Annotated in this window: 17 protein-coding genes; 5 read left to right on the forward strand and 12 right to left on the reverse strand. The window is 74.5% G+C overall.

Annotation, left to right across the window (positions count from 1 at the left end; genetic code table 11):
• Positions 1-60: 60 nt before the first annotated feature.
• The 3 genes from ABZ386_RS01750 to ABZ386_RS01760 are packed head-to-tail and all read left to right on the forward strand — an operon-like array spanning position 61 to position 3,244.
• Positions 61-1,077: an N-6 DNA methylase gene (locus ABZ386_RS01750; protein ID WP_358963137.1), complete on the forward strand. Its 1,017-nt coding sequence runs from the start codon at positions 61-63 to the stop codon at positions 1,075-1,077.
• Positions 1,074-1,601: a hypothetical protein gene (locus ABZ386_RS01755; protein WP_358963140.1), complete on the forward strand. Its 528-nt coding sequence runs from the start codon at positions 1,074-1,076 to the stop codon at positions 1,599-1,601. The genes ABZ386_RS01750 and ABZ386_RS01755 overlap by 4 nt, the downstream gene beginning before the upstream one ends.
• Positions 1,598-3,244, forward strand: a complete 1,647-nt coding sequence (locus tag ABZ386_RS01760) for a DUF4192 domain-containing protein (protein ID WP_358963143.1) — start codon at positions 1,598-1,600, stop codon at positions 3,242-3,244. The genes ABZ386_RS01755 and ABZ386_RS01760 overlap by 4 nt, the downstream gene beginning before the upstream one ends.
• A gap of 126 nt (positions 3,245-3,370) precedes the next feature.
• On the opposite strand, the gene ABZ386_RS01765 is transcribed toward ABZ386_RS01760, so the two are convergent.
• The 5 genes from ABZ386_RS01765 to ABZ386_RS01785 form a co-directional block, all read right to left on the reverse strand.
• A complete protein-coding gene (locus ABZ386_RS01765) occupies positions 3,371-3,766 on the reverse strand; it encodes a DUF2267 domain-containing protein (RefSeq protein ID WP_358963146.1) in 396 nt (131 codons plus the stop codon).
• Positions 3,767-4,396: 630 nt separating this feature from the next.
• Positions 4,397-5,305: a hypothetical protein gene (locus tag ABZ386_RS01770; protein ID WP_355726461.1), complete on the reverse strand. Its 909-nt coding sequence runs from the start codon at positions 5,303-5,305 to the stop codon at positions 4,397-4,399.
• Between the two features lie 52 nt (positions 5,306-5,357).
• Complete coding sequence (gene uppS, locus ABZ386_RS01775) at positions 5,358-7,175, reverse strand: polyprenyl diphosphate synthase (RefSeq protein ID WP_358963150.1); 1,818 nt, start codon at positions 7,173-7,175, stop codon at positions 5,358-5,360.
• A 41-nt stretch (positions 7,176-7,216) separates the two neighbouring features.
• On the reverse strand, positions 7,217-7,360 hold the full coding sequence (locus ABZ386_RS01780) for a hypothetical protein (protein WP_351332878.1): 144 nt from the start codon (positions 7,358-7,360) through the stop codon (positions 7,217-7,219).
• A 187-nt stretch (positions 7,361-7,547) separates the two neighbouring features.
• Positions 7,548-8,291: an ANTAR domain-containing protein gene (locus ABZ386_RS01785; protein ID WP_351332875.1), complete on the reverse strand. Its 744-nt coding sequence runs from the start codon at positions 8,289-8,291 to the stop codon at positions 7,548-7,550.
• Positions 8,292-8,476: 185 nt separating this feature from the next.
• Here ABZ386_RS01785 and ABZ386_RS01790 point away from each other — a divergent pair, with 185 nt between their 5' ends.
• Together ABZ386_RS01790 and ABZ386_RS01795 are read left to right on the forward strand one after the other, a co-directional pair.
• Positions 8,477-8,833, forward strand: coding sequence for an STAS domain-containing protein (locus ABZ386_RS01790; protein WP_351332873.1), 357 nt, complete (start codon positions 8,477-8,479; stop codon positions 8,831-8,833).
• A complete protein-coding gene (locus tag ABZ386_RS01795; protein WP_356499481.1) occupies positions 8,830-9,783 on the forward strand; it encodes an anti-sigma factor RsbA family regulatory protein in 954 nt (317 codons plus the stop codon). The genes ABZ386_RS01790 and ABZ386_RS01795 overlap by 4 nt, the downstream gene beginning before the upstream one ends.
• 13 nt (positions 9,784-9,796) lie before the next feature.
• On the opposite strand, the gene ABZ386_RS01800 is transcribed toward ABZ386_RS01795, so the two are convergent.
• The 7 genes from ABZ386_RS01800 to ABZ386_RS01830 form a co-directional block, all read right to left on the reverse strand.
• A complete protein-coding gene (locus tag ABZ386_RS01800; protein ID WP_351332867.1) occupies positions 9,797-10,834 on the reverse strand; it encodes a rod shape-determining protein in 1,038 nt (345 codons plus the stop codon).
• A gap of 168 nt (positions 10,835-11,002) precedes the next feature.
• Positions 11,003-15,325: an SAV_2336 N-terminal domain-related protein gene (locus ABZ386_RS01805; protein WP_358963153.1), complete on the reverse strand. Its 4,323-nt coding sequence runs from the start codon at positions 15,323-15,325 to the stop codon at positions 11,003-11,005.
• On the reverse strand, positions 15,315-16,325 hold the full coding sequence (locus ABZ386_RS01810; protein WP_356499485.1) for a MoxR family ATPase: 1,011 nt from the start codon (positions 16,323-16,325) through the stop codon (positions 15,315-15,317). Before ABZ386_RS01810 ends, ABZ386_RS01805 begins: the two co-directional genes overlap by 11 nt.
• Positions 16,326-16,392: 67 nt before the next feature.
• Positions 16,393-18,081 (reverse strand): trypsin-like peptidase domain-containing protein, encoded by a 1,689-nt coding sequence (locus ABZ386_RS01815; RefSeq protein ID WP_358963155.1) that lies wholly within the window; start codon positions 18,079-18,081, stop codon positions 16,393-16,395.
• On the reverse strand, positions 18,078-18,416 hold the full coding sequence (locus tag ABZ386_RS01820) for a CU044_2847 family protein (protein ID WP_351332856.1): 339 nt from the start codon (positions 18,414-18,416) through the stop codon (positions 18,078-18,080). Before ABZ386_RS01820 ends, ABZ386_RS01815 begins: the two co-directional genes overlap by 4 nt.
• Positions 18,417-18,496: 80 nt before the next feature.
• Positions 18,497-19,837 carry a carboxyl transferase domain-containing protein gene (locus ABZ386_RS01825; RefSeq protein WP_356499489.1) on the reverse strand — a complete coding sequence of 447 codons (1,341 nt, stop codon included), beginning with the start codon at positions 19,835-19,837 and terminating at the stop codon, positions 18,497-18,499.
• Positions 19,830-21,275 carry an acyl-CoA synthetase gene (locus ABZ386_RS01830; protein ID WP_358963158.1) on the reverse strand — a complete coding sequence of 482 codons (1,446 nt, stop codon included), beginning with the start codon at positions 21,273-21,275 and terminating at the stop codon, positions 19,830-19,832. The genes ABZ386_RS01825 and ABZ386_RS01830 overlap by 8 nt, the downstream gene beginning before the upstream one ends.
• Between the last annotated feature and the right edge of the window lie 44 nt (positions 21,276-21,319).

The following is a 21,319-nucleotide window of genomic DNA, read 5'->3' on the forward strand; positions in this document are numbered from 1 at the left end:
GCCGCGCGACCCGCGCACCGGGGCGGCTCCATTCGCGCTCGCAGAAAGGATTCCGCAACAATGTCCGACGACTTCTTGCCCCGAGCCGCGGCCTCGGCCGCCGAGCGGCCCGCGCCCTCGTGGGCGAAGAAGCCCCCGCCCAAGTCCAAGGCCAGCACCCGCGGCCGCGGCAAGACCACCGCCCTGCGCTACCCGGCACCCCGAGACTCGCACGAGCACGCCCGCAAGATCGCAGAAAACGTCCTCGACGCCTGGTACCAGAGCTTCGGCGGCAGCAGCATCGACATCCCCCTCGGCACCGTCGGCGCGCTCTGCCTGCTCCGCAACGTGCCCGGCCTGGCCGACTGGGTGCTCAACCGCAAGCCCGAGGAACTCCCGCAACTGTTCAAGGAGATCTACCTCGGTCACTGGATCAAGCGCCCCGACCTGATCAACCGCGCGATACCGCTGCACGACTGGGCCTGGAACCCCAACCCCGATCGCCAGCAGCTCCGCGCCGTCCACGCCGTCACCCGCGCCGCCATCAACACCGGCCTGATGGACCTCACCGGGCACGACGACCCCTGGCGCCGCTCCGAGGCAGACGTCCTCAGCCCCCTGCTCACCGGCCTACGGCACAAGAGCGACAAGAAATGGCGCGGCGAGTACCACACGCCGGCGTGCGTCACGGACCTGCTCGCCAACATGCTCATCGATAAGGACTTCGCCCAGCCCGGCAGCTCCTTCCGTGAGCCCGCCATCGGATCGGGCGGCATGTTCCGCTCTGTCGCCCAGCGCCTGCGCGACCTCGGGCTGAGCACCCACGACTTCCACTGGTACGGCAACGACATCGACGCGCTGTCCGCCGGGTGCGCCGCCCTCAACGCGATCATCTGGGACCTCGGTCCCCGCTGCCTCATCGGCTGCGCCGACTCCCTCGCGCCGGAAGACGACTACGCCAACACCCGGGCCGAAGCCGCCGAAGCCTTCGAGCAGCGCGACCGGTACATGGAGACCGCCAGCACGATCGTGGCCCACCGTCGCGCATTCGCCCTCCTCGACCAGCTCATGCCCAGCAAAGAGACCACAGCCGCGTGACCGAACCCGACACCTTCGACCGCCCCGGCACCACCCCTATGACCCGCCGCCGGCGCCCGGCCTTCGCCGGACCGCACGACGAGATCGACGTGCCGCCCCTCGACCAGATCGCCCCCACTCTCGACCCGCCCTGGCGCAAGGAGGACACCGAGACCCCTGACCGCACCGCCGCCTACGACCATCCCGACCGCCACCGCATCGGCCTCCGCGTTCAGCCCCGCGGCCTCGCCATCCAGACCTGGATCACCGCAGGCCCCGACCTGCCGCCGATCCCCGACGCCACACCCGAGGAGCAGGCCGAGGCACAGGCGGCCAACGACGCCCGGCTCCAGCCCGGCCGCACCTGGCACGCCGTCCTGACCACCCGCCGCAGTAAAGACCTGGCGGCCGAACTCGGCACGCTCGTCCGCGAACGGCTGCTCCCCGCTCTGACGAACAAGCCACGCGGCATTCCCACCCCGGCTCCGCCCGCCCGTATCGGGCAGCCCGACACCACCCCACAGAAGGAAGCAACCCAGAAGTGAGCACGCCCGATAACACCGTGCAGGTCACCAGCCTGCCCAACCTCGCCCAGGTCCTGCCGTACCTCCTCGGCCACTACCCCGACGACAGCATCGCGCTCCACGCCCCCGGCCCGAACTTCCACGACGGGCCGACCATGACCTTCCCCCTGCCCGAGGACACCGCCGAGTGGCAGGCCACGGCCGAGAACGCCGCCCGCCAGTTCGTGGCCTACGCCCACGGCCAGGGGCACGACCCCGCCCAGGGCGTCATCGTCTACCTCTGCCGTGAACCGCGCCCCGGCCAGAGCCCCGAGGAAACCGCCGCCCTCCTGGCCCCCATCGGTACCTGGCTCACCGACGAGTTCGCGGAGCACCGCGCCACCGTCCTCCAGACGATCGGGCTCGTCGCCAACCGGTGGTGGGCCTACGAGTGCAACATCGACGGGTGCTGCGAGGGTGAACCGCTCCCATCTCCCGACGACCCCACCAGCGTCGTCGCGCAGATGACGCGCCTCGGCCGCGCCCCCGGCCCCCGCACCCGCGACATCATCAAGGAATTCCGGGCCACAGCCGACCCGGATTTCCTCAAGGACCTCCAGACGGCCGCCTTCCGTTTCAACACGGAATGCACAACCAGCGCCGGACGCGACGCGACGCTGATGACGACCTGCACCCAGATCGACGTCGCCATGAGCCGGTTCCGTGGCGGCGATACCGCACTCAGCCGCGCCCTGTCCACGCAGCTCATCGTTGGCCTGCAAGACGACGGGGCCGTGGAGGCCGGCATGGCCCACGCGGAGGACGAGGACCTTCCTCACGCCCGACGCTTGTGGGCCTACCTCGCCCGGCACTGCGCGGAGCCGTTCACTCAGGAGGCCGTCCCCATCCTGACGCTGTTCGCGTTCGTCGCCTGGCGCCAAGGCGACCTCATCGCGGCTCGGCTTGCCCTGCGCGACGCCATCACCACCGACCCCGACTACGAACTCGCCGTCGGCATACACCTCGGCACGATCGACGGCGAGGATCCCCGCGACTTCCTCACCTCCGCCCGCGAGGGCCGAGCTGAGCGCATGGCCCACCTCCAGCACGCCGTCCAAATCGCCAGCGAGTACCGCCCCACCACCGACACCACAGCCGTCCGCTACCGCGAAGCCCTCGACGCAGCCACCGCCAACCACGTCGTCCAGGTCCTCACCGACGACGGACAACTCCTCGCCCGACACGGCACCATCGACATCATCAGCGGAGCCCTGGCCGACTTCCGCAACGGGCGACCTCAGCTCATGGACGAGATCGCCGCCCGCATCATCCTCGGCCTGCAAGACCGGGAGACCAGGGACGCCGCGCTCTCCACCGGCGAGGAGAACGACCTCCCCTACGAGAGGAAGCTGTGGGGCTACCTCGCCCGGCACTGCGTACCGCCGCACACCGACAAGGCCCCGCCGCTCCTCATCCTCCTCGGCTGGGTCGCCTGGCGACAGGGCGACACCGTCACCGCCTGCCACGCCCTCACGGACGCCCTCGACATCCACCCCGGCTACACGCTCGCCGAGTTGCTGCTCGACGGCATCCGCACCGGGGTGGATCCGGCCCTGCTCCTCGCGACGTTCCGCGATGAGGCAGTGCGATTCGCTGCGAGCCGAGCGGATCTCGACACACTCTGACCATCACGGTGGCCCCGGCAACCTCGTCGGGGCCACCCCGCTCCGGAGACCACCCATGACCACATCCGACGAATGCCGTGGCGCCGTCACACGCCGAACCAGCTACCTGGCGCAGGACTTCGGTGGTCACGTCACTCCGGGCCTGCCGAACAGCGGCGCGTATTCGTGGGGCAGTTCGTGCAGCATTTGTGCGGTTAGGCTCCGGCGTTGTGTGTCGGCGAGGCAGGTCAGCACGACCTCGGCGTCCCGGCGGGCGGTCTTGAGGTTCGTCTCGTTCAGCTCGGCCAGCCGACGACAGAACTCCTCCACGCCGAACTGCTCGGCTTGCTGCTCCGAGCGGTTTTCCAGGGCCGCGGTCAGGAACGCGGGCAACTGGGCGGCGAGAGCTTCCGCCGTGTGCGCGCTGAGCCGGTTAGCCAGTACCTCCAGTGCCGCGGTGAGGACCTGCTCGGCGCGTGCCAGGTCGGCATAGCCACCCCGGTCACGGAGCCGGGCGAGGAAGATGTCATAGCTCCCGCTCATACTCCGCACCATCCCACAGCCGCCGGGAGGCACGGCGGCGAGTGGAGCACCTGCCACCACGTTCATCTGAACGGACGTTCCAGCAGCCTGATCAGCGACAGTCCCGTCCTGTTCCCTGCATCACGCCAGGTAACCGCTTCACGGGGCTTGTGCCCATCCGTGCCTGCAAACCCGAGTACCCTGTCGATAGGCGGCTGACCTGCAGAAAGCCGCTCCGCTCCGGCCCCGGGCACAGGGGGCGAGAGGACGCTGCGCCGGTAAGGCACTCCGCTGCTCTCAAGTTCGACTGCGCCGCCTCTCGCAGCGGCGACCAGCACCTTCGCGAACGGGGCGGCGCCGCGGCCATCTCTCCGTGTGTTCAGGGGCCAGGCGTAGGGGCCTTCCCGGGACCCGGACGGTGCCCAGGGACCCGCGAGGGACCGGAAGGGCACGGAAGGATCAGGAAGGACGATGGGCTCAGGCATACGGCACCATGGAGCTGACCTGCGGAAACAGGAAGTGCAGGGCAGGATCGGGAAGATCACGGATGATCCTCAAAGGACTCATAATCCGTCGGCCGTGGGTTCGAGTCCCACCCGCCCCACTGCGCAGGTTATGACCTGCGGAAACGTCTCATCATGCGCGGTTCGCTCAGACGTCGTCGAAGACGGGGAAGCGGGCCGGCTGGGCGATGCCCGCCTGCCTCAGGTGTTCGGCCGTGGACTCCATGTCGCTCAGACGCTCCTCCAGCGACGGCCGGGAGACGCGGTGATGGTGGTGGCCCTCGGGGCCGCTCCACGGCGGGTCGAAGCTCCAGGGGACCGGGCCCGTGAGCTCGTTGGCGGTCATCCAGTCGTCGATCCGGGCGTCCACCCAGCCGTGGAGCTTCCAGAAGACCGGGTTCACGTGGGCGGAGTAGGTGTCGGCGAGCCAGTCGTAATCGGCGTCGTCCCAGCGGGGGTCGACGCTGAAGACGTCGCCGCCGGGCCGGTAGGCGGGCATTTCGGCGGCCCAGCGCAGATGCATCCGGTTGTGGATGCCGAACTCGATCCTGGCGCCGAGACGGCCCAGGGTCATCTGGCGCAGCGCGGCCGGGTCGGTGAACTCCGCCTCCCAGGCGCGGAGCTGATCGAACGACGCCTGGGTCTTGGCATTCCGGATGGCGTCGGCGGTCGCCGGGTCGTCCGGGATGTCGAAGGCGGGTGGGACCGGGTAGGCGGTGTCCTCGGGGGCGGGGACCGTCGGCCAGCCCTCCACGCGAGGGTGCTGCGGGTCGCCCACCTCGGCGAGGATCTCGTCGACCGCGGCGATCATCTCGCGGTGCATGTACAGGAAGTCCTCGCCCGAGCCATTGTCGCGCTCGACGGAGCGGATGCCGGTGACCGGGTGCGGCGCCGTCAGGGAAGGGCGCGGCGGATCCCAGCCGTGGTCGCGGAAGACCGCCTTCTCCTGCGGGGTCAGCACCGCCCAGGAGTCGCGGGCGGTGTGCCACAGCATGTGGTGCAGGCGCATCGTCCGAGCGGCCATGGCGTCGATCACGGGCTTGGGGAAGGCGTTCATGTCACATCACCGCTCTCTTCCTCCGCTGTGTTTCCACTGTGACGTAGAACACTTATTGGTGCATTCGGGGCAGCGTCGGGGTGGTCGGAGCGGTGCCGAGACGGCGTTGGCGGTGGGTGTAGGCGGTGACGGCCTGCCACAGGTCGCGGCGGTCGGTGTCGGGCCAGAGGCCCGGGGTGAAGTACAGCTCGGCGTAAGCCGTGTGCCAGGGCAGGAAGTTGGAGGTGCGCTGCTCGTTGCCGGTGCGCCAGAGCAGGTCCACGTCCGGCAGGTCCGGGTGGGGCAGGTGGCGCGCGAAGTCGTCCTCGGTGATCAGGTCGGGGTCGAGGTGGCCCGCACGGGTCCGGCGGGCCAGGGCGGCGGCGGTGCGGGTGAGTTCGTCCCGGCCGCCGTAGTCGATGCACATCGTCAGGGTCAGGCCGGTGCGGGTGCGGGTGGTGCGCTCCCGGAGGTGGAGGAGCTCGACCAGGTCGGGGGGCAGGCGGCCGGCGCGGCCGTGCCAGCGCAGGCGGACGTCGAGGTCGCGGAAGGCGTCGTCGTCCAGTTCGCGGCGCAGGACGTCGAGGAGCGCGTCGACCTCCTCGGCGTCGCGGCTCCAGTTCTCGGTGGAGAAGGTGTAGAGCGTCAGGTGCCGCAGGCCCAGCTCCAGCGCGCCGTGGACCACGTCGCGGGCTGCGGTGGCGCCGGCGCGGTGGCCCTCGTACCGGGGCAGGCCGCGCTGCTGGGCCCAGCGGCCGTTGCCGTCCATGATCACGGCGACGTGGTGGGGGAGGTGGGCGGGCGGGATCGGCGGGGGGCGCCGGCCGCTGGGGTGGGGTGGCGGGAGGCGGAAGACGGCAGCGGGGGCCGGCCGGGCGGCCGCGGGGGGTCGGTGCGGGCCGGGCTGCCGGGGTGGCGGCACCGTGAGCGGGGTCAGGCGCCAGGCCAGGGCGGCACGGGCCCGGGCCGGGGCGAGGATACGGGCCCGGGTGTGGAGCGGGGGCCGGGGCCGGGCGCGCAGGAGGGCGGGACCGGCGGAGTCGATGGCGTCGAGCTGGGCGCGCAGCAGGGCGGCCATCGCCCGCAGGACGGTGGCGGGGCCCGGGTGCATGCCGCGGACGAGGGAGTCCTGGCTCACCCACTGGCGGGCCAGCCCGGTCAGGTCCGTGACCAGGGCGGCCACGGCCGGGCTCCAGCGGCGGCGGAGCAGGTCGTCCGCCGAACCGGGGTGCCGGTCGAGGGCCTCGTCGGGCAGGAGGAGGTCGCCCTGGGCGAGGTCGGCGGACAGGTCGCTGAGGATGTCGGTGAGCCGGACGCCGTCGAGGAACTCCTCGTAGCTCTCCCGCGTGTCCAGGCGCAGGGCCACGGGGACGCCGGAGCGGTCGAAGACGGCGCGGACCTGGCCGAACCAGGGCAGCAGGTTGTCCCGGCCCCAGGTGCGCCACGCGGTCCAGTCGCCGAAGCGCCGGCCGTCGGTGTCGTCCCGGACCTGGGTCATGGCGCCGTGCAGTTCGGACAGGTCCAGGCGCCAGCGGTTCGCCGTGTCCACCAGGGCGCGGCGGATGGGGTCCGGGCTCGTCCCGGTGGGCAGTTCGCGGTGCAGGGCGGTGATCCAGGCCTCGACCCGGGCGGCCCGTTCGGCGGCGGGCGCGGTGCGGTCGTCGCCCAGGTCGTCGAGGGCGTTGGCCGCCGCCCACAGGGCGTGGAGCGCCGGGCGCAGGGGCGCGGGCACCAGCTGGATCAGCGCGTACTCCGCCGGGTCCTCGGCTCTGGTCCGGCGCCGGCACAGCCGGTAGGCCGCCCGCAGGGCCGGGTCGTCGGCGGTCACCGGCGGTGCGGAGGGCTCGCGTCGGTCTGCCGGTGCTGCGGTCGCGGGGGGCACATCGCTCACACCGAGGACGGTACGTCCTGGGCGTGCGGCGGTGTGCCTGTCTACGACGCCGTGTCGTCGTCCTCCGTGTCGCTCTCGTCCCGGTCGCCCTCCGCCTGGGACGGGGTGGGCCGGGCAGTCGTGTCCGGCTCGTCGTCGCGGTCGCCCTCAGCCTGGGACGGGGTGGTCCAGGTGTCCTCGCTCATGGCGGTGCCTCCCGAGGTCGCTGTCGTCGGCTGAGTACCCCTCTGGCCACGCGGCACCACGGCGGGCGGGCGCCCGGTTGACCCGCGACGCGGGAGGTGCAGGACGGCGTGGGCCGCGGCGGCCGCCGGCAGGGTGCCCGCCCGTAGGGGGAACCCCGGGCGGCCGGGGCCTTCTGTCCCGGGCTCCTCAGACCCGGCGGCGCCGCGCGAGGGCCCGCTGCAGGGCCGTGCGGAGTTCCGCCGACGGTGCCGGGCCGTCGGACCCCGCGCTCGCCGTGACCGCGGCGGCGACCTCGCGGAGCTTGGTGTTGGAGAGCTGGGAGGCCTCCCGGAGGATGTGCCAGGCCTCGTCGGACGTGCAGCCGTGGGTGGCCATGAGGATGCCCCGCGCCTGGTCGATGACCGGGCGGGAGACGATGGCCTGCCGGAGCTGCTCGACCTCCTCCTGGAGGATGTGCAGCCGCTCCGCGCGTTCCATGGAGACCGCCGAGGAGGCGGGAGCCGGCGGCGGCACGGTGCCGGGGGCGGCGCTGTCCGGGCCGGTGATGCCCAGGCCGGGCAGCGGGTCGGTGGCGCCCAGGCCGGCCAGGGGGTCGGTGGTGTCCAGCCCCGCCAGCTCCAGGATCCGGCGCGGCTGGCCGTTCCAGTTCGTGACGGTGACCGTGACCGTCAGCGACCGCCGCCGGGCGTAGTCCCCGAGCACGTCCAGGAACTGGAGCCCGGCCGTGTCCATGAAGTGCACGCCCCCCATGTCCAGGTCGACCCGGGTGACGGTGGGCGGCAGGTCGGACAGGGTTCTGGCCAGGATGTCCGCGCAGCCGTGGACGAGCTCACCACGCGGGGTGAGCTCGGCGCGGTCCGCGTCGACGCGGCCGGAGATGACCAGGGTGTTCAGTCCTCCTGTGAGATGTGGTGATGCCGCTGACGTCATGTCACCGCCTTGTCGGTCCTCGTCGGTCGTCGTTCGTCTCGCCGGACTGCACGACGTCATTCGCCCCCGTGGACGTCGGTGTGAGGTGCGCCTGCCCGCCGCACGGCGTACTACACACGGATCGGGGGAATGAGCTTGTTCCCGGCGGGTACGAGCGCTGTGGTCCAGAAGCGTGGGGAGAGGGCGTGAACACTCGGTATCCGGTGCCGGCCACCGGGCCCTGCGGCCCCTCGCCGGGCCTGGCGGTGTTCCCGCTGGCCGGGCGGCGGGGGGTCCGGGCGGCGGGCGAGGTCGGCCTGACGACACGTGCGATCTGGGAAGGTGTACTGGAGCAGGCCGTTCGCGAAGGTGAGGACGTGTACTACCTGGAGCTGTCCGATGTGACGTTCGTCGACGTCGCGGGCGCTGGTGCGCTCGCGGCCGCCGCCGGACGGCTGAGTGACGGCCGCCGGTTCGTGGTGCGCCGCCCGCCGGCCGCCCTGCGGCGGACGCTCGACCTGCTGTGGCCCGACCAGGCCGGGATCGAGGTTGCGCCGTCATGACAGCTTCCGTCACCGAGCCCTTCGGGCCCCTGGAGCCGTTCGTCCACCCCGCCCTCTTCTACCGGGACGAGCAGGAGTACCTCGACGCCACCGTGCCCTTCGTACGCGACGGCCTGGAGGCCGGCGAACCGGTGGCGGTCGCCGTGCCCGGCAAGAACCTCGCCCTCATCCGGGACGCCCTGGGCGACGCCGCCGGGGCCGTGCGGCTCCTGGACATGCAGGAGGCCGGCCGCAACCCGGGGCGGATCATCCCCGGCGTACTACGCGCGTTCGCCGACGCCCAGCCGGCCGGCCGCCGGGTGCGGATCATCGGCGAGCCCATCTGGGCGGGACGCTCCGACACCGAGTACCCGGCGTGCGTCCAGCACGAGGCGCTCATCAACGCGGCCTTCCGCGGCCGTACGGCGACCATCCTGTGTCCGTACGACGTCGAGCGGCTTCCCGACCACGTCGTCGCCGACGCGTACGCCACCCACCCCACCGTCATCCCCTCCGGCTCCCGGGCGGAGCAGGACAGCGACGCGTACGCCCCCGGGGCCGTCGTCGACCGCTACAACGAGCCGCTGGCGCCCGTGCCGGACGCGCTGACGTTCGCCTTCGACTCCGACTCGCTCTCCCAGGCCCGGCACGTGGCCGTCGGGCAGGCCGCGCGGCTGGGCCTCGTCGGCGTCAAGCTGGACGACCTGGCCCTCGCCACGGCCGAGCTCACCACCAACAGCGTGGTGCACGGCGGCGGCTCCGGCGTGCTGCGGGTGTGGCCCGAGAACGGGTTCGTGGTGTGCGAGGTGCGCGACGGCGGGCGGCTCGCGGACGTCCTGGCCGGGCGCAAGCCCGTACCGCGCGACCAGCGCGGCGGGCGCGGGCTGCTGCTGGTCAACCTGATCGCCGACCTGGTGCGGGTGCACCGGGGCGACGAGGGGACGACCGTGCGCTGCTGGTTCGCCCGCTGACACCCCCTGGGCCTCAGCTGCCCAGCGGGTCCAGGGCCAGGGGTTCGATCCGGCCCTCCAGCATCGCGCCGAGGCCCTGCACGGCGCACACGTCCGGGCGCTCCGCGATGTGCACCGGCATGTTGGTCGCCTGCCGCAGCATCTGGTCCAGGCCCGGCAGCAGGGCGCTGCCGCCGACCATCATGATCCCCCGGTCGGCGAGGTCGGCGACCAGGTCGGGCGGGCAGGACCGCAGCACCTTGCCGATGCCGTCCAGGATGGCGGTGAGCGGCGTCTGGATGGCGTCCCGCACGGCCGCCGTGTCGACCTGGACGGAGCGGGCCAGGCCGGTGGCGACGTCCCGCCCGTGGATCTCCGTCGAGGCCGGGCCCTGCGGGGTCAGGCCGTTGCCGGACAGGGCGAGCTGCAGCGGCCGTACCGACTGGCTGGGCAGCATCAGCTCGTGCTCGTGGCGCAGGTGCTGCACGATCGCCTGGTCGACGGCCTCGCCGCCCACCGGGATGCGCTCGGCGGTGACGATCGCGCCCAGGGACAGCACGGCCACCTGCGTGGCCGCCGCCCCGCACACCATGATCATTGTGGCTTCGGGCTGCTCAACGGGCAGCCCGCACCCGACGGCGGCGGCGATCAGCGTGTCGACGAGTTCCACGCGGCGGGCCCCGAGGCCGACCAGCGTCTCGATCGCGGCGCGCTGGGCGAGCGGGTCGGCGTCGTGCGGGGTGCAGGCCGCGGCGCGCAGGATCGGCTTGCGGCGCAGAGCGCGGCGCATCTTGTCGCCGAGCAGGTGGCGCAGCATGCGCTGGGCCATCTCGATGTCCACGACGGTGCCGCCGGAGACCGGCCGCCGCACCCGGATGTAGTCCGGGGTGCGGCCCGTCATCTTCTCCGCGAGCTCGCCGACCGCGATCAGCGCGCCGGTGCGGGTGTTCACGGCGGCGGCGGACGGCTGGTCGACGACGAGGCCGGCGCCCTTGACGTAGACGCGGGTGCGGGCCGCCCCCAGGTCGACGGCGAAGTGGCAGCGGCGCAGCTGCTCCAGACTGGCGGTCATGGCAGGTCCTCCCGAGAGCACAGACCGTGGGGGGCCGCCAGGTGGCGGGCCTCGCGGACAGGGGCCGCCGGGCGGCGGGCCTCCCTCGCATCGTGCGCGGGAGGGCACCGGGCCGCCTTCCCAAGGGGGCCGGGCGGGGCGCCGCCGAACGGGGGGTTCGACGTTCCGTCACAGCGCGCGGGCGGCCTCCAGCAGGGGCGCGAGGGAGGTGACGGTGGTCTCGCAGCCGGCCTCGCGCAGCTGCCGCCCGGCGGTGGTGTTGCGGGCGAGGCCGACGAAGCGCAGGCCGGCCTGCTGGGCGGCGGTCAGCTCGGCGACCGTGGAGCCGATCAGGACGCCGGTCGCGGCGGCGCCCCCCGAGGAGTGCATGGCGCGCAGCAGGCAGTCGGGGTGCGGGGTGAGGAGGGTGAGGTCCGTGCCGCGGCCGTGGATGCCGGCCAGGGGCAGGCCGTAGGGGTCGAGGTAGCGGTGCACGGCCGGTGCGCCGGCGTCCGAGACGACGCTCACGCGGCGGCCCGAGTCGTGCAGGGCGCGGACCAGCGGCACGGAGTTGTGGGTGGTGGGCGCGTCGGGGACCGCCCGGAGTTCGAGGGCGTCGAGGCGGTCGCGCAGGAGCGGGCCGAGCCGGTCCCGGGCGAAGGCCCGCAGCACGTCCAGCGGGTGCGTGAAGGTGTCCCGCACCGCGGCGGGCAGGGCGTCCCGCGGGTCGCGGTGCTCGGCGACGAGGGCGAGCAGGTCGAGTACGGCCTCGCTCGCGGCGTTCGCCGAGAACAGCCGGGCCATGGGCCCGTCGAAGCCGAGCAGCACCGTCTCGGCGTCGGCGAGCAGACCGGGCAGCGGGCGGTCGGACGGGGCCGGGCCCTGCGGTCCGGGCAGGGCCGCGCCCTCCGGGGCCAGCTGCACCGACGCCGCCACCGACAGTCCCGGCACGGGCCACCGGCGCAGCCCGGCGTTGACCGCGCGCTGGGCCGCGCCCGCCCGGCGCAGCGGGTGGCGGCGGGTGATCCGGGCCGCCTCCTCCAGCAGATGGTCCAGCAGCGGTTCGGACACCCGGCCGACCTCACCGCGGACGAAGGCGACCGGGTCGTTCACGTGCCAGGACAGCTCGACCGCGGCGGCGAAGGCGCCCTTGCCGGAGCTGGGCAGGGAGACGCGGTGGTGGGACTGGTGGGTGGTGAGGTCGACCTCGTAGTACGTCACGGGCCGGGTCGGCCCGTCGCCGTAGGGCCGGGCCGGGTCGAGGAGGGTGAGCGGGCCGTCGGGCCGGGTGTGGACGACAGCCGTGCGGCCCGGGGCCGGGATCCCGAGCCGGCGCAGGTCGTGCGTGATGAAGGGGCCCCGGACCAGGTCGCGGACCTCGGGTTCGGGGGCCGCGGCGGGGGTCAGCGGGCAGTACCAGGCGACGGGCGGGGTGTCGGCACCGCCCTGGTAGAGGGGCTGGAGGCGCTGGGGGCCCTGGGCGGCGGAGCTGGCGGCGAACTGTTCGTACACGGCCGGGGACACGACCACCTGGATGCCGGCCGGCCCGGGTGGTGCCGCCGGTGGCGGGGTGGGCCGGTCCCAGAAGGTGACGGTCAGGGGCGGCGGGTCCACGAGCCCGGTGAGGACCTCGGGCAGGCCGCGCAGGACGGCGACCAGGACGGGGAGGACGTAGGTGCCGGGCTCGGTGTGGACGACGTAGCCGTTGGGGCGGACGCGTACGTCGAACCGGTGGGCGGCGAGGGCGCCGCGGGAGAGCATCTCGTGCACCGCGTATTCGAGGGTGATGCGGGCCTCGGGGTGGCCGGTGAGGTCGTCGGCCTCGAAGAGGATGGTCGGGGCTGCGTCCGGGGCCGTCAGGGTGGCCCGCCGGAGGGCGCGCAGCCGGTCCCGGGCGGCTGCGGCGGCGGGCCCGGGGACGCCGTCGAGGGGGTCGCCGTACCAGAGGTCGAGGGCCCTGCGGGCGTCGTCGTCCGCGACGAGCCTCTGGTAGTGCGGGACGTCGACGTACACGTCCGGTACGTGCAGGGCGTAGGAGCGGGAGAAGGAGACGAGGCGGTCGGGGGGCAGCACCTGCCGGACCTCTGTCGCCAGCTCTTCGAGGCGGGCGGCGGCCTCGCGCTCCGGCAGCGGCTCCTCCCACAGTCCCCCGGCCAGTTCGGTGTGGGGCACCCGCCGCCCGGGGCGCAGGAGGAGCATGCACAGCAGTGCCAGGGCCATCGGTGAGGGAGGCTCGATGTCCCGCGTGCCGTCGCTGATGCGGGGCGGGCCGAGCAGGGTGAAGGAGCGCGACGGCGGCCACGGGCCCGTCGCGTCCAGGCGGGCCGCGTAGTCGGCGGCCTCGGGCAGCCGGTGCTCCTCGATGAGGTCCACCAGCTCCTGGCGCCCGGTGGGCCCCGGCACACCCGCGGCCAACTGCTTGAGCAGCCACCGGAACTCGGCGAGGTCCGACTCGGCGTCCTTGCCCCGGGACTCCTCGCCCAGGGCGAACCCGCTGAGCAGCAGGGTGCCGTCGGGCCGCAGCAGCAGGCCCGCCGGCCCTCGCTCCCCGCGCACCAGACCCCGGGCGTGCAGGGCGCCGAGGCCGGCCATGCCCTGGCCGACCAGGCGGGTGAAGGTCCGGAAGTCGATGCCCGCCAGCACTTCCGACACCGTCAGCCCGTCCACGAACTCCGTCACCAGGTAGGGCGCGTCGCCCTCCACCCCGAAGTCGAGCACCCGCACCACATGCGGATCGTCGATCCCGGCCAGCGCGCTCGCCTCCCGCAGGAACCGCTCCTGCGGCGCGGGCTGCTCGCGGTACCGGCACACGATCACCTGCCGGCCCGTGCGGGTGTCCACGGCCTGGCGCCGCCCGGTCAGCCGGTACCGCCCGGCGAACAGCTCCTCCCCGCCCAGCCGCCGCACGGTCTCCTCGCTGACCGTCGCGAACGCCGGTCCCGAGCCGCCCCGGCCGCGGTCGGCCTCGGCCCGGAACTCCCCGGCCGCGAGCCCCGCCCGCTCGTCGATGAGGCCGCCGACCCGGGCGAGGAACTCCCGGGTCCGGCCCCGGGCCGTGCGGGGCAGGGAGCGCAGCAGCAACTCCCGTACGCCGGGCCGGAACGCGTAGGAGCCGGGCGGGCCCGGGACGGCGGTGAGCATGCCGCTGAGGATCACCTCGGCGAGGTGCTGGGGGCGCGGGTCGCGGTCCACGGCGCGCTGCACGAGGCGCATCACCGGCACCGAGGGGACCGCCAGCGCGAGGTGCCCGGCGAGTCGGAAGGCCTCCGGGGACGCGGTCGCGCGAAAGCGCAGGACCAGGTCTTCGGGGGAGGCGGTGGTGAGGCCGGGGGCCGGTTCGGCGGGCGGCGCGGGAGCCGGTGGCAGCCAGGCCGCGGCGCCGGGGGTGCGGGCGCCGCCCGGGTCGGCGACCAGGGCCGCCCAGTGGGCGAGCCAGGGGGCGCCGGGCTCCAGGACCGGCAGGGGGAGGGCCTGCGCCGGGGGAGGCGTGTCGTCGTACGGGGTGAAGGCGAGGGACGCGGAGGGTGCCGCCGTGGCGGGGGACGTCAGCAGGCCCGGCTCGGCGGGCAGCGCCGTGCTGGGCCACAGGTGTTCGGGCAGGGGCTGGACCACGGCGAGCGGCATGTGGTGGGCCCAGTGGCGCAGCGTGCGGTACCAGCGCTCGCCCGCCGCGCCCGGGCGCCACTGCGGGCCCATGCAGTCGCTGACGACGAGGGTGACGGTACGGCCGTCGTCCAGGACGGGGACCTGGCGGGCGCGGCCGTCGGGGGTGGCGGGGTGCAGGGTGACCGTGCGGAAGATGCCCGACTGGGCGAGCGCCGTGTGCAGTTCGCTCACCAGGGGGCGCCAGACCGGCATGGTGGGGCCGGTGTCGTGCACGAGGTTCAGGCGCAGCCAGCGGTCGGGGGCCGGGCGCAGCACGGGCAGCCACACGTCGGGGTGCGCGCCCAGCCTGGCGATCCGGTCGGCCGTCGCCCGCTCGTCCAGCACCCGGACGTGCGGGGAGGGCACCTTGCGCTTCAGCGGGCGCAGGGCGCGTTGCAGCGCGAGGGGGTGGGGGAGCATCGGGGGTGCGGGGGCGAGGAGGGGGGATCCGCCGCCGGGGTGAGTCCGAGCGTGTTCCTGGTCCGGGGAGCGGGGGGTGGGCAGGCGCAGGGTGATGCGGGCGGGGGTGGGTGCGGGGGCCTGGTGGGGCGGTACCGGGGCGGTGGGGGCCGGGTCCTCGGGGACGGCGGGGGATTCGGTGGCCGGGACCTCCTCGGGGGTGGCAGGCGGGACCGCCCGGAGTTCCCCCGCGGACGGCCGGTCCTGCTCCGTCTCCAACTGACCTGCCAGCCACAGCAGTTCCGCGATCTCCCGGGGCGTCGGTGCCGCACCCGCCGCCGACAGGGCCGCGGCCAGCCGGGCGACGGGGGACGGCCCACGCCCGGCGGCGTCGTCCTGGGGCGTCGGAGCACCGCCCGCCGCCGGCCGGGGGAGCGGCGACGGCCCGGATCCGGCGTCAGAAGCCATCGCCGTCGGCCGTGGTGCTGAGGTACGGCATCAGCTGTTCGGCCAGGTCGTCGCGGGAGTCGGCGTCCAGGCCCGCGACGCCCGTGAGGTAGAGGGCGTTCAGCAGCTGGTCGGTGGCCAGTTCGCCGCCGCCGGCCCGTTCCAGGAAGCGGGTGATCAGCCGGTCCGCGTCGCCGCCGGGGGCGTCGAGGTGGGCGCGGACGATGTCGGTGAGCTGGTCGCGGTCGGGGCGCCGCAGCTTCAGCCGGACGCAGCGGCGCAGGAAGGCGGGCGGGAACTCGCGTTCGCCGTTGCTGGTCAGCACGACGAACGGGAAGGCCCGGCAGCGCACCCGGCCGCGGTGGACGGTGACCGGCGTGTCCGTGCCGTCCGCGAGGACCTCGGCCGTGCCGTCGCCCGAGTGGCGGGCGGCGCGGACCAGCTCGGGGATCTCGTACTGGCCCTCCTCCAGGACATTCAGCAGGTCGTTCGGCAGGTCGAGGTCGCTCTTGTCGATCTCGTCGACGAGCAGGGCGCGGGGCCGGCCGTAGGGGAGCAGGGCGGTGCCGAGCGGGCCGAGCCGGAGATGGTCCTCGACGTCCCCGGCGGCGGCGTCGGACCGGTCCCGGGCCGCGTACAGCCGGGACAGCGGGTCGTACTGGTAGAGGCCGTCGGCGAGGGTGCTGCGGCTGGTGATGTTCCAGCGCAGCACCGGCCCGAGCCGCAGCTCGCGCGCGACGGCGTAGGCCAGCGAGGACTTGCCGGTGCCGGGCGGGCCGGTGACGAGCAGGGGCCGGCGCAGGCAGAGCGCGGCGTTGACGAGGCGGACCGTCTCCGGCGTGGCGACGTACGACTTCGCCCGGTGCACGCGGTCGGGGGAGACGGCCGACGCGTCGTCGGTGTCGTCGGGCGGCGGCAGCGCGGGACCGCCGTCGAAGGCCCGCCAGGGCGGTGGGGCGGGGAGGTGGTCGATGCCGTCGTGCGGCTCGCTGTCGCCGGTGTAGACGGACCAGTGCGGCATGGGGGTCGGTCTCGCTCTCCGTTTCGTGCTGGTGTTTCTCAGGCGCGCCGGACCGTGTCCGGGTGGGTCAGGCCACCGGCGACTCCGCGTGTGCCGGGGCGACGGCGTGCGGGTCGGTGAAGACGCGCGGGTCGTCCCACAGCAGCTGGATGCCGCGCGCCCAGTGGTCCTCCTCCGCGTCGGCCTCCTCGCGCAGCGCGAGGATGTGACGGGGGAGTTCGGCGGGCGGCACGGCCGCCACGCAGGCGTCCAGCGCGTCGAGGAAGGCCTTGCCGGTGCAGCCGTCCGCTCCCTCGCACTCCTCCTGCCCGGAGCCGCAGCCGCCGCGCGACCACACGATCACCGGGGCCGGCGCGGTCAGCGAGGTGTCGAAGTGCGGCCGGGTCCGGGAGGCGGCCGGGGCGGTGCCGAACCCGGCGAGGCAGGCGTCGGGCCGCCGCAGCCGCATCCGCAGCCGCCCGGGCTCCTCCGGCCCGCAGCACTCCACGCGGTGCACCCGCGCGCCCGGCAGGGCGTCCAGCCGCTTCCACGCCCGGGTCAGCACGTGCCGGGTGCTGGCCTTGCGCCGGGCGTGATCGGTGACGACCAGCGGGTAGAGGCAGCCGAGCGGGGTGGTGTCGTCGGGGGCGCTCTCCCAGCGGTCGACGGGCCAGTCCAGCCAGTCCCGGGGCAGCGCGAACGCCACCAACTCGTCGGCGCCGGGCGTCAGATACCGGAACGCCGCCTCGATGCGGTCGCGCACGTACGCGTGCAGCCGGTGCCGCTCGACCGTGCCCGAGTCGACCGGGTGCCGCCGTCCCCCGCTGTACGCGGACACCTCGACGCGGATCAGCCCGTCGCCCGCCCCGCTGTGCGCGAGTTCGACGAGGATGGGCGACCAGTCGGGCGCCGACGGCTCCACCGCCGGGAGGCGCAGCAGCGCTTCGAGCCGGTCGGCGAACCGGGCCACGGTCCGTGCGGCGCCCGGGCCGTCGAGTTCGCACAGCACGAACAGGGCCGCCGACCACAGCGAGGCGAACCCCTCCTCGGGCGGCGGCGGGTCGAACGGGTCGGCCGCCGCGGTGTAGAGCCGCACCGGGTCGCAGTCGACGCCCGCGCGGGCCGCCCTCTCGACCAGGGCGCGCAGCCGGGCCCGGTCGGCGGTGGTGTGGTCGGAGGTCGGGACGAGGCTCTGCAGGCCGGGCCAGTAGCGGGCCATGACCTGGGTGGGCATCATGCGGCCGGTGCGCACGTCCCGGCTGCCCGCCGCCGCCGTGACCATGCCGACGACCTCGCCGGTGTCGGCCAGGGCGACGGCGGCCCCGCTGAAGCCGGGGGCCAGGGGCTGGCCGCCCGGGTGCCAGGCCTCCAGCTGGAGCCACTCCCGCTTGATCAACTGGGGTGCGGTGACGCGCTGTTCGCTGAGGGTGCCCTCGTCGAAGCCGGCCGGGAAGCCGTACACGACGAGCTTGCGCGGGACCGGGCCGTGGGCGGCGTCGACCGGGGCCAGGGCGGCCGGGGCGATGGGCACCTCCTCGGCCAGTTCCAGCACGGCGAGGTCACCGACGTCGGTGGCGCCGCCGGTCCAGCCGCCGTGGGCGACGACCCGGGCGGGCACGGGCGGGCTGCCGGGCCGCTCCGTGAAGGTCACCGTCAGGTCCGCGCCGTCGCCGGCGACGTGCGCGCACGTCAGCACGGTGCCGGGAGCGACCAGGAAACCCGCCCCGGTCACCCGGCCGCGTAACTCGATCCGGGCGTGCCACTCGGCGCTGTTCATGAGGCGGGACGTGCCTCCGGGGCGTCCGGGGACCAGGTCAGTCTGACCACCAGATGGCCCTCGGCGGTGCCCTTGGCGATGAACGCGCCCGTCTCGGCGGACAGTCTCACCCCGAACTCGATCTCCACGCCGTCGGGCTTCAGGGAACCGTCGCGGAAGACGCGCAGCGCGGACTCCGCGGCGGCCCGCACCCCGTCCAGGGCGCCCTCGAAGGTGCGGGTCGCCTGGATCGTGCCGTCGCCCCGGGAGACCAGGCGGGAGCCGGACCGCTCCTCCACCGCCTCGACCGCGACCACCGCACCGTCACCGGTCCTGAACTCGACCAACCCGTCCACGGCACCCCCGTCGTCCTCGCTATGGGCATTCCCGTTGTGACGGACGGTACTTGATGATGCGAGGGGCAGCCACCGGGAACTCACGGGCCGACGGTTCCCCGGACCACCCCCAGCTCCACCAGGTCCTGCGGCCGGATGCGCAACTGGTCCGCCGTCGCCTCCACCTCGCGCGGCGGCCGCTTGAGGATGGCCGCCGCGAGTTCCGGGGCGATCACCGAGAAGTAACTGTCCGGCGTGGCCCAGGTATTGCCGGGCGCGGCCAGGGCCAGCGCGCCGCCGGAGCCGCCCTCGCCGATCACCAGCGACGTCACCGGCGTCCGGGCGCCCGCCACCGCGGCGAACAGGTCGGCGATCGCGGCCCCCGCGCCCTGCCGCTCCGCCTCCGCGTCGTTGGCGGCGCCCGGGGTGTCCACGAGCGTCAGCACCGGGATGCCGAGCCGGTCCGCGAGGCGGATCAGCCGGGCGGCGGTGCGGTAGCCGGCCGGGCGGGTCGCGGTCCCGGTCTGCGCGGCGTACGCGATCGTGCGGCCCTGGTGCTCGCCGAAGCCGCACAGCACGCCGTCCGGGTCGGTGCCGCCGCAGCGGTCGCCGCTGATCGCGACCCGGTGGGTGAAGTAGGCGTCCAAGTAGGCGGCGGCGCGCGGGCGTCGGGGTGAGCGGGCGCGCCGGACGGCGTCCCAGCCCGTGGCGGGCAGGACCGCGGTGTCGCCGAGCGCGTCGGGCGGCGCGGCGGGCGTGGTGGACGGGCAGGTCAGCAGCCGCAGCCACCGCCCCAGCGTCTCCCGCAGCTCCTCCGGCCGTACGACGGCGTCCGCCGCCCCCGCCGCGACCTGCGCCTCCGCCGTGTACGCCGCCGGGTCCGCGTCCGCCGGCCGCACCCGGGAACCGGCGAACCCGACCTGCGCCCCGGGCAGCGCGAGCACCACGTCGGCGCCCGCGCCCAGCGTGGCCCAGCCGCCCCCGGTCGTCGGGTCGCGCAGGACGGCCACCTGGGCCGGCCCCGCCTCCCGGGTGAGCGCCGACTGCCGGGCCACGCGCTGGAGTTGGGTCAGCGCGAGCATGCCCTCCTGCATCCGGCTGCCGCCGGTGGCGACCAGCGGCACGACCGGCAGCCGGCGCTCCCGGGCGTACGTGTACGCCGCCTCCAGTCGGTCGCCGGTGCGCTCGCCGAGGGATCCGCCGAGGAAGCCGAACTCGAACGCGATCAGCACGGCCCGGGTGCCGCCGACGCGGGCCGTGCCGCACACCACGGACTCCTGCTCGCCGGTGCGCTCCGCGGCACGGGCGCGGGAGGCGTCGTAGCCGGGCCAGCCGAGCGGGCCGTCGGGCTTCGACGGCCTTGCCGGGGCGGGGAGTTCGTCGAAGGTCGAGTCGTCGGCCAGGGCGGTGACGACCTCGCGGGCGGAGCGGCGCTCAGCCATGGGTCAGCGCCCGCTTCATGATCTTCCCCATGTCGTTGCGGGGCAGCACGTCGAGGTGGTGGACGACCCGGGGACGCTTGTGCGGGGCGAGCCGCCGGGCCACATGATCCGCCAACTCCTCGAGAGTGGGTGGCGCTTGGGGATCGGCCGGCACGATCCAGGCCACGATCAGCTCGCCCAGGTCGGGATCCGGCTCCCCGGTGACGGCGGCCTCCCGCACGCCCGGGTGCTCCAGCAGCGCGTTCTCGATCTCACCGGCCCCGATCTTGTAACCGCCGCTCTTGATCAGGTCGGTGGCCTTGCGGCCCACGATCCGGACATAGCCGTCGGGGTCGCGCACCGCCATGTCGCCGGTGCGGAACCAGCCGTCGGCGGTGAACGCGGCGGCGGTGGCGTCGGGCCGGTTCAGGTACTCGGTGAAAAGGTTCGGGCCGCGCACCTGGATCTCGCCGACGGTCTCCCCGTCCCGCGCGGTGACCTCCGAGCCGTCCTCCTCGACCAGCCGCAGCTCCACGCCCGGCAGCGGCACGCCGACCGTGCCCGGGCGGGCCTCGCCGTCGGCGCGGACGCTGGTGTTCATCAGCGTCTCCGTCATGCCGTACCGCTCGATCACCCGCCGCCCGGTCGCCGTCGCGATCCGCCCGTGGTCGTGCACGGGCAGCGCGGCGGACCCGGAGACCAGCAGCCGCGCCCCGGTCAGCGCCTTCACCAGCTCCGGGTCGCTCGTCACGGCCTCCGCGATCCGGTGGTACATCGTCGGCACGCCGAAGAGCATGGTCGCGCCCGCGTTCAGCTCGCGGGCGACGCCCTGGGTGCTGAACCGGCCCAGGTGCCGCACCGAGCCGCCGCGTCGCAACGGGCCGAGGGTGCCGAGGACCAGGCCGTGGACGTGGAACAGCGGCAGCCCGTGCACGAGGACGTCGTCACCGGTCCACTGCCAGGCGTCGGCCAGCGCGTCCAGGGTCGAGGCGATCGCCCGGCGCGGGATGACGGCGCCCTTGGGCGGGCCGGTGGTGCCGGAGGTGTAGACGATCAGGGCCGGGTCCTGTGCCGTGGCGCGGTCCTCGGGGGCGGGGCCGGTGGCGTGCATGTCGACGTCGACACGGGTGAGATCCCGCAGGGGCGCGGGAAGTTGATCGTCGGGGGCCGCGAGCACCAGCTCGGGCGCGCTGTCGGACAGGATGTGCCCGAGTTCCTTCTCGCCCGACTTCGGGTTGAGCGGCACGGCGGGCACACCGGCCAGCAGCGCGGCGACGACGGCGACGGCCGTCTCCATCGTGGGCGTCGCCCAGACGGCGATCCGCGTGGCCCCGCCGAGGCGGGTCGTGAGCGCCCCGGCCGCGGCGGCGAGCTGCGCGTAGGTGAGGGAGCGCTCGCCGAACCGGAGGGCGGGCCGGTCGGCCGGGGTGTCGGTCAGGGCGGGGAAGAGAGGGGTCACGAGCTGCATCTCCTTGGCTGGTGCGGACGGTTGTCCTGGGCTTG

Origin of the sequence: Streptomyces sp. NPDC006140 (assembly GCF_040628815.1) — a bacterium.
In the GTDB taxonomy this organism is placed as follows: domain Bacteria; phylum Actinomycetota; class Actinomycetes; order Streptomycetales; family Streptomycetaceae; genus Streptomyces.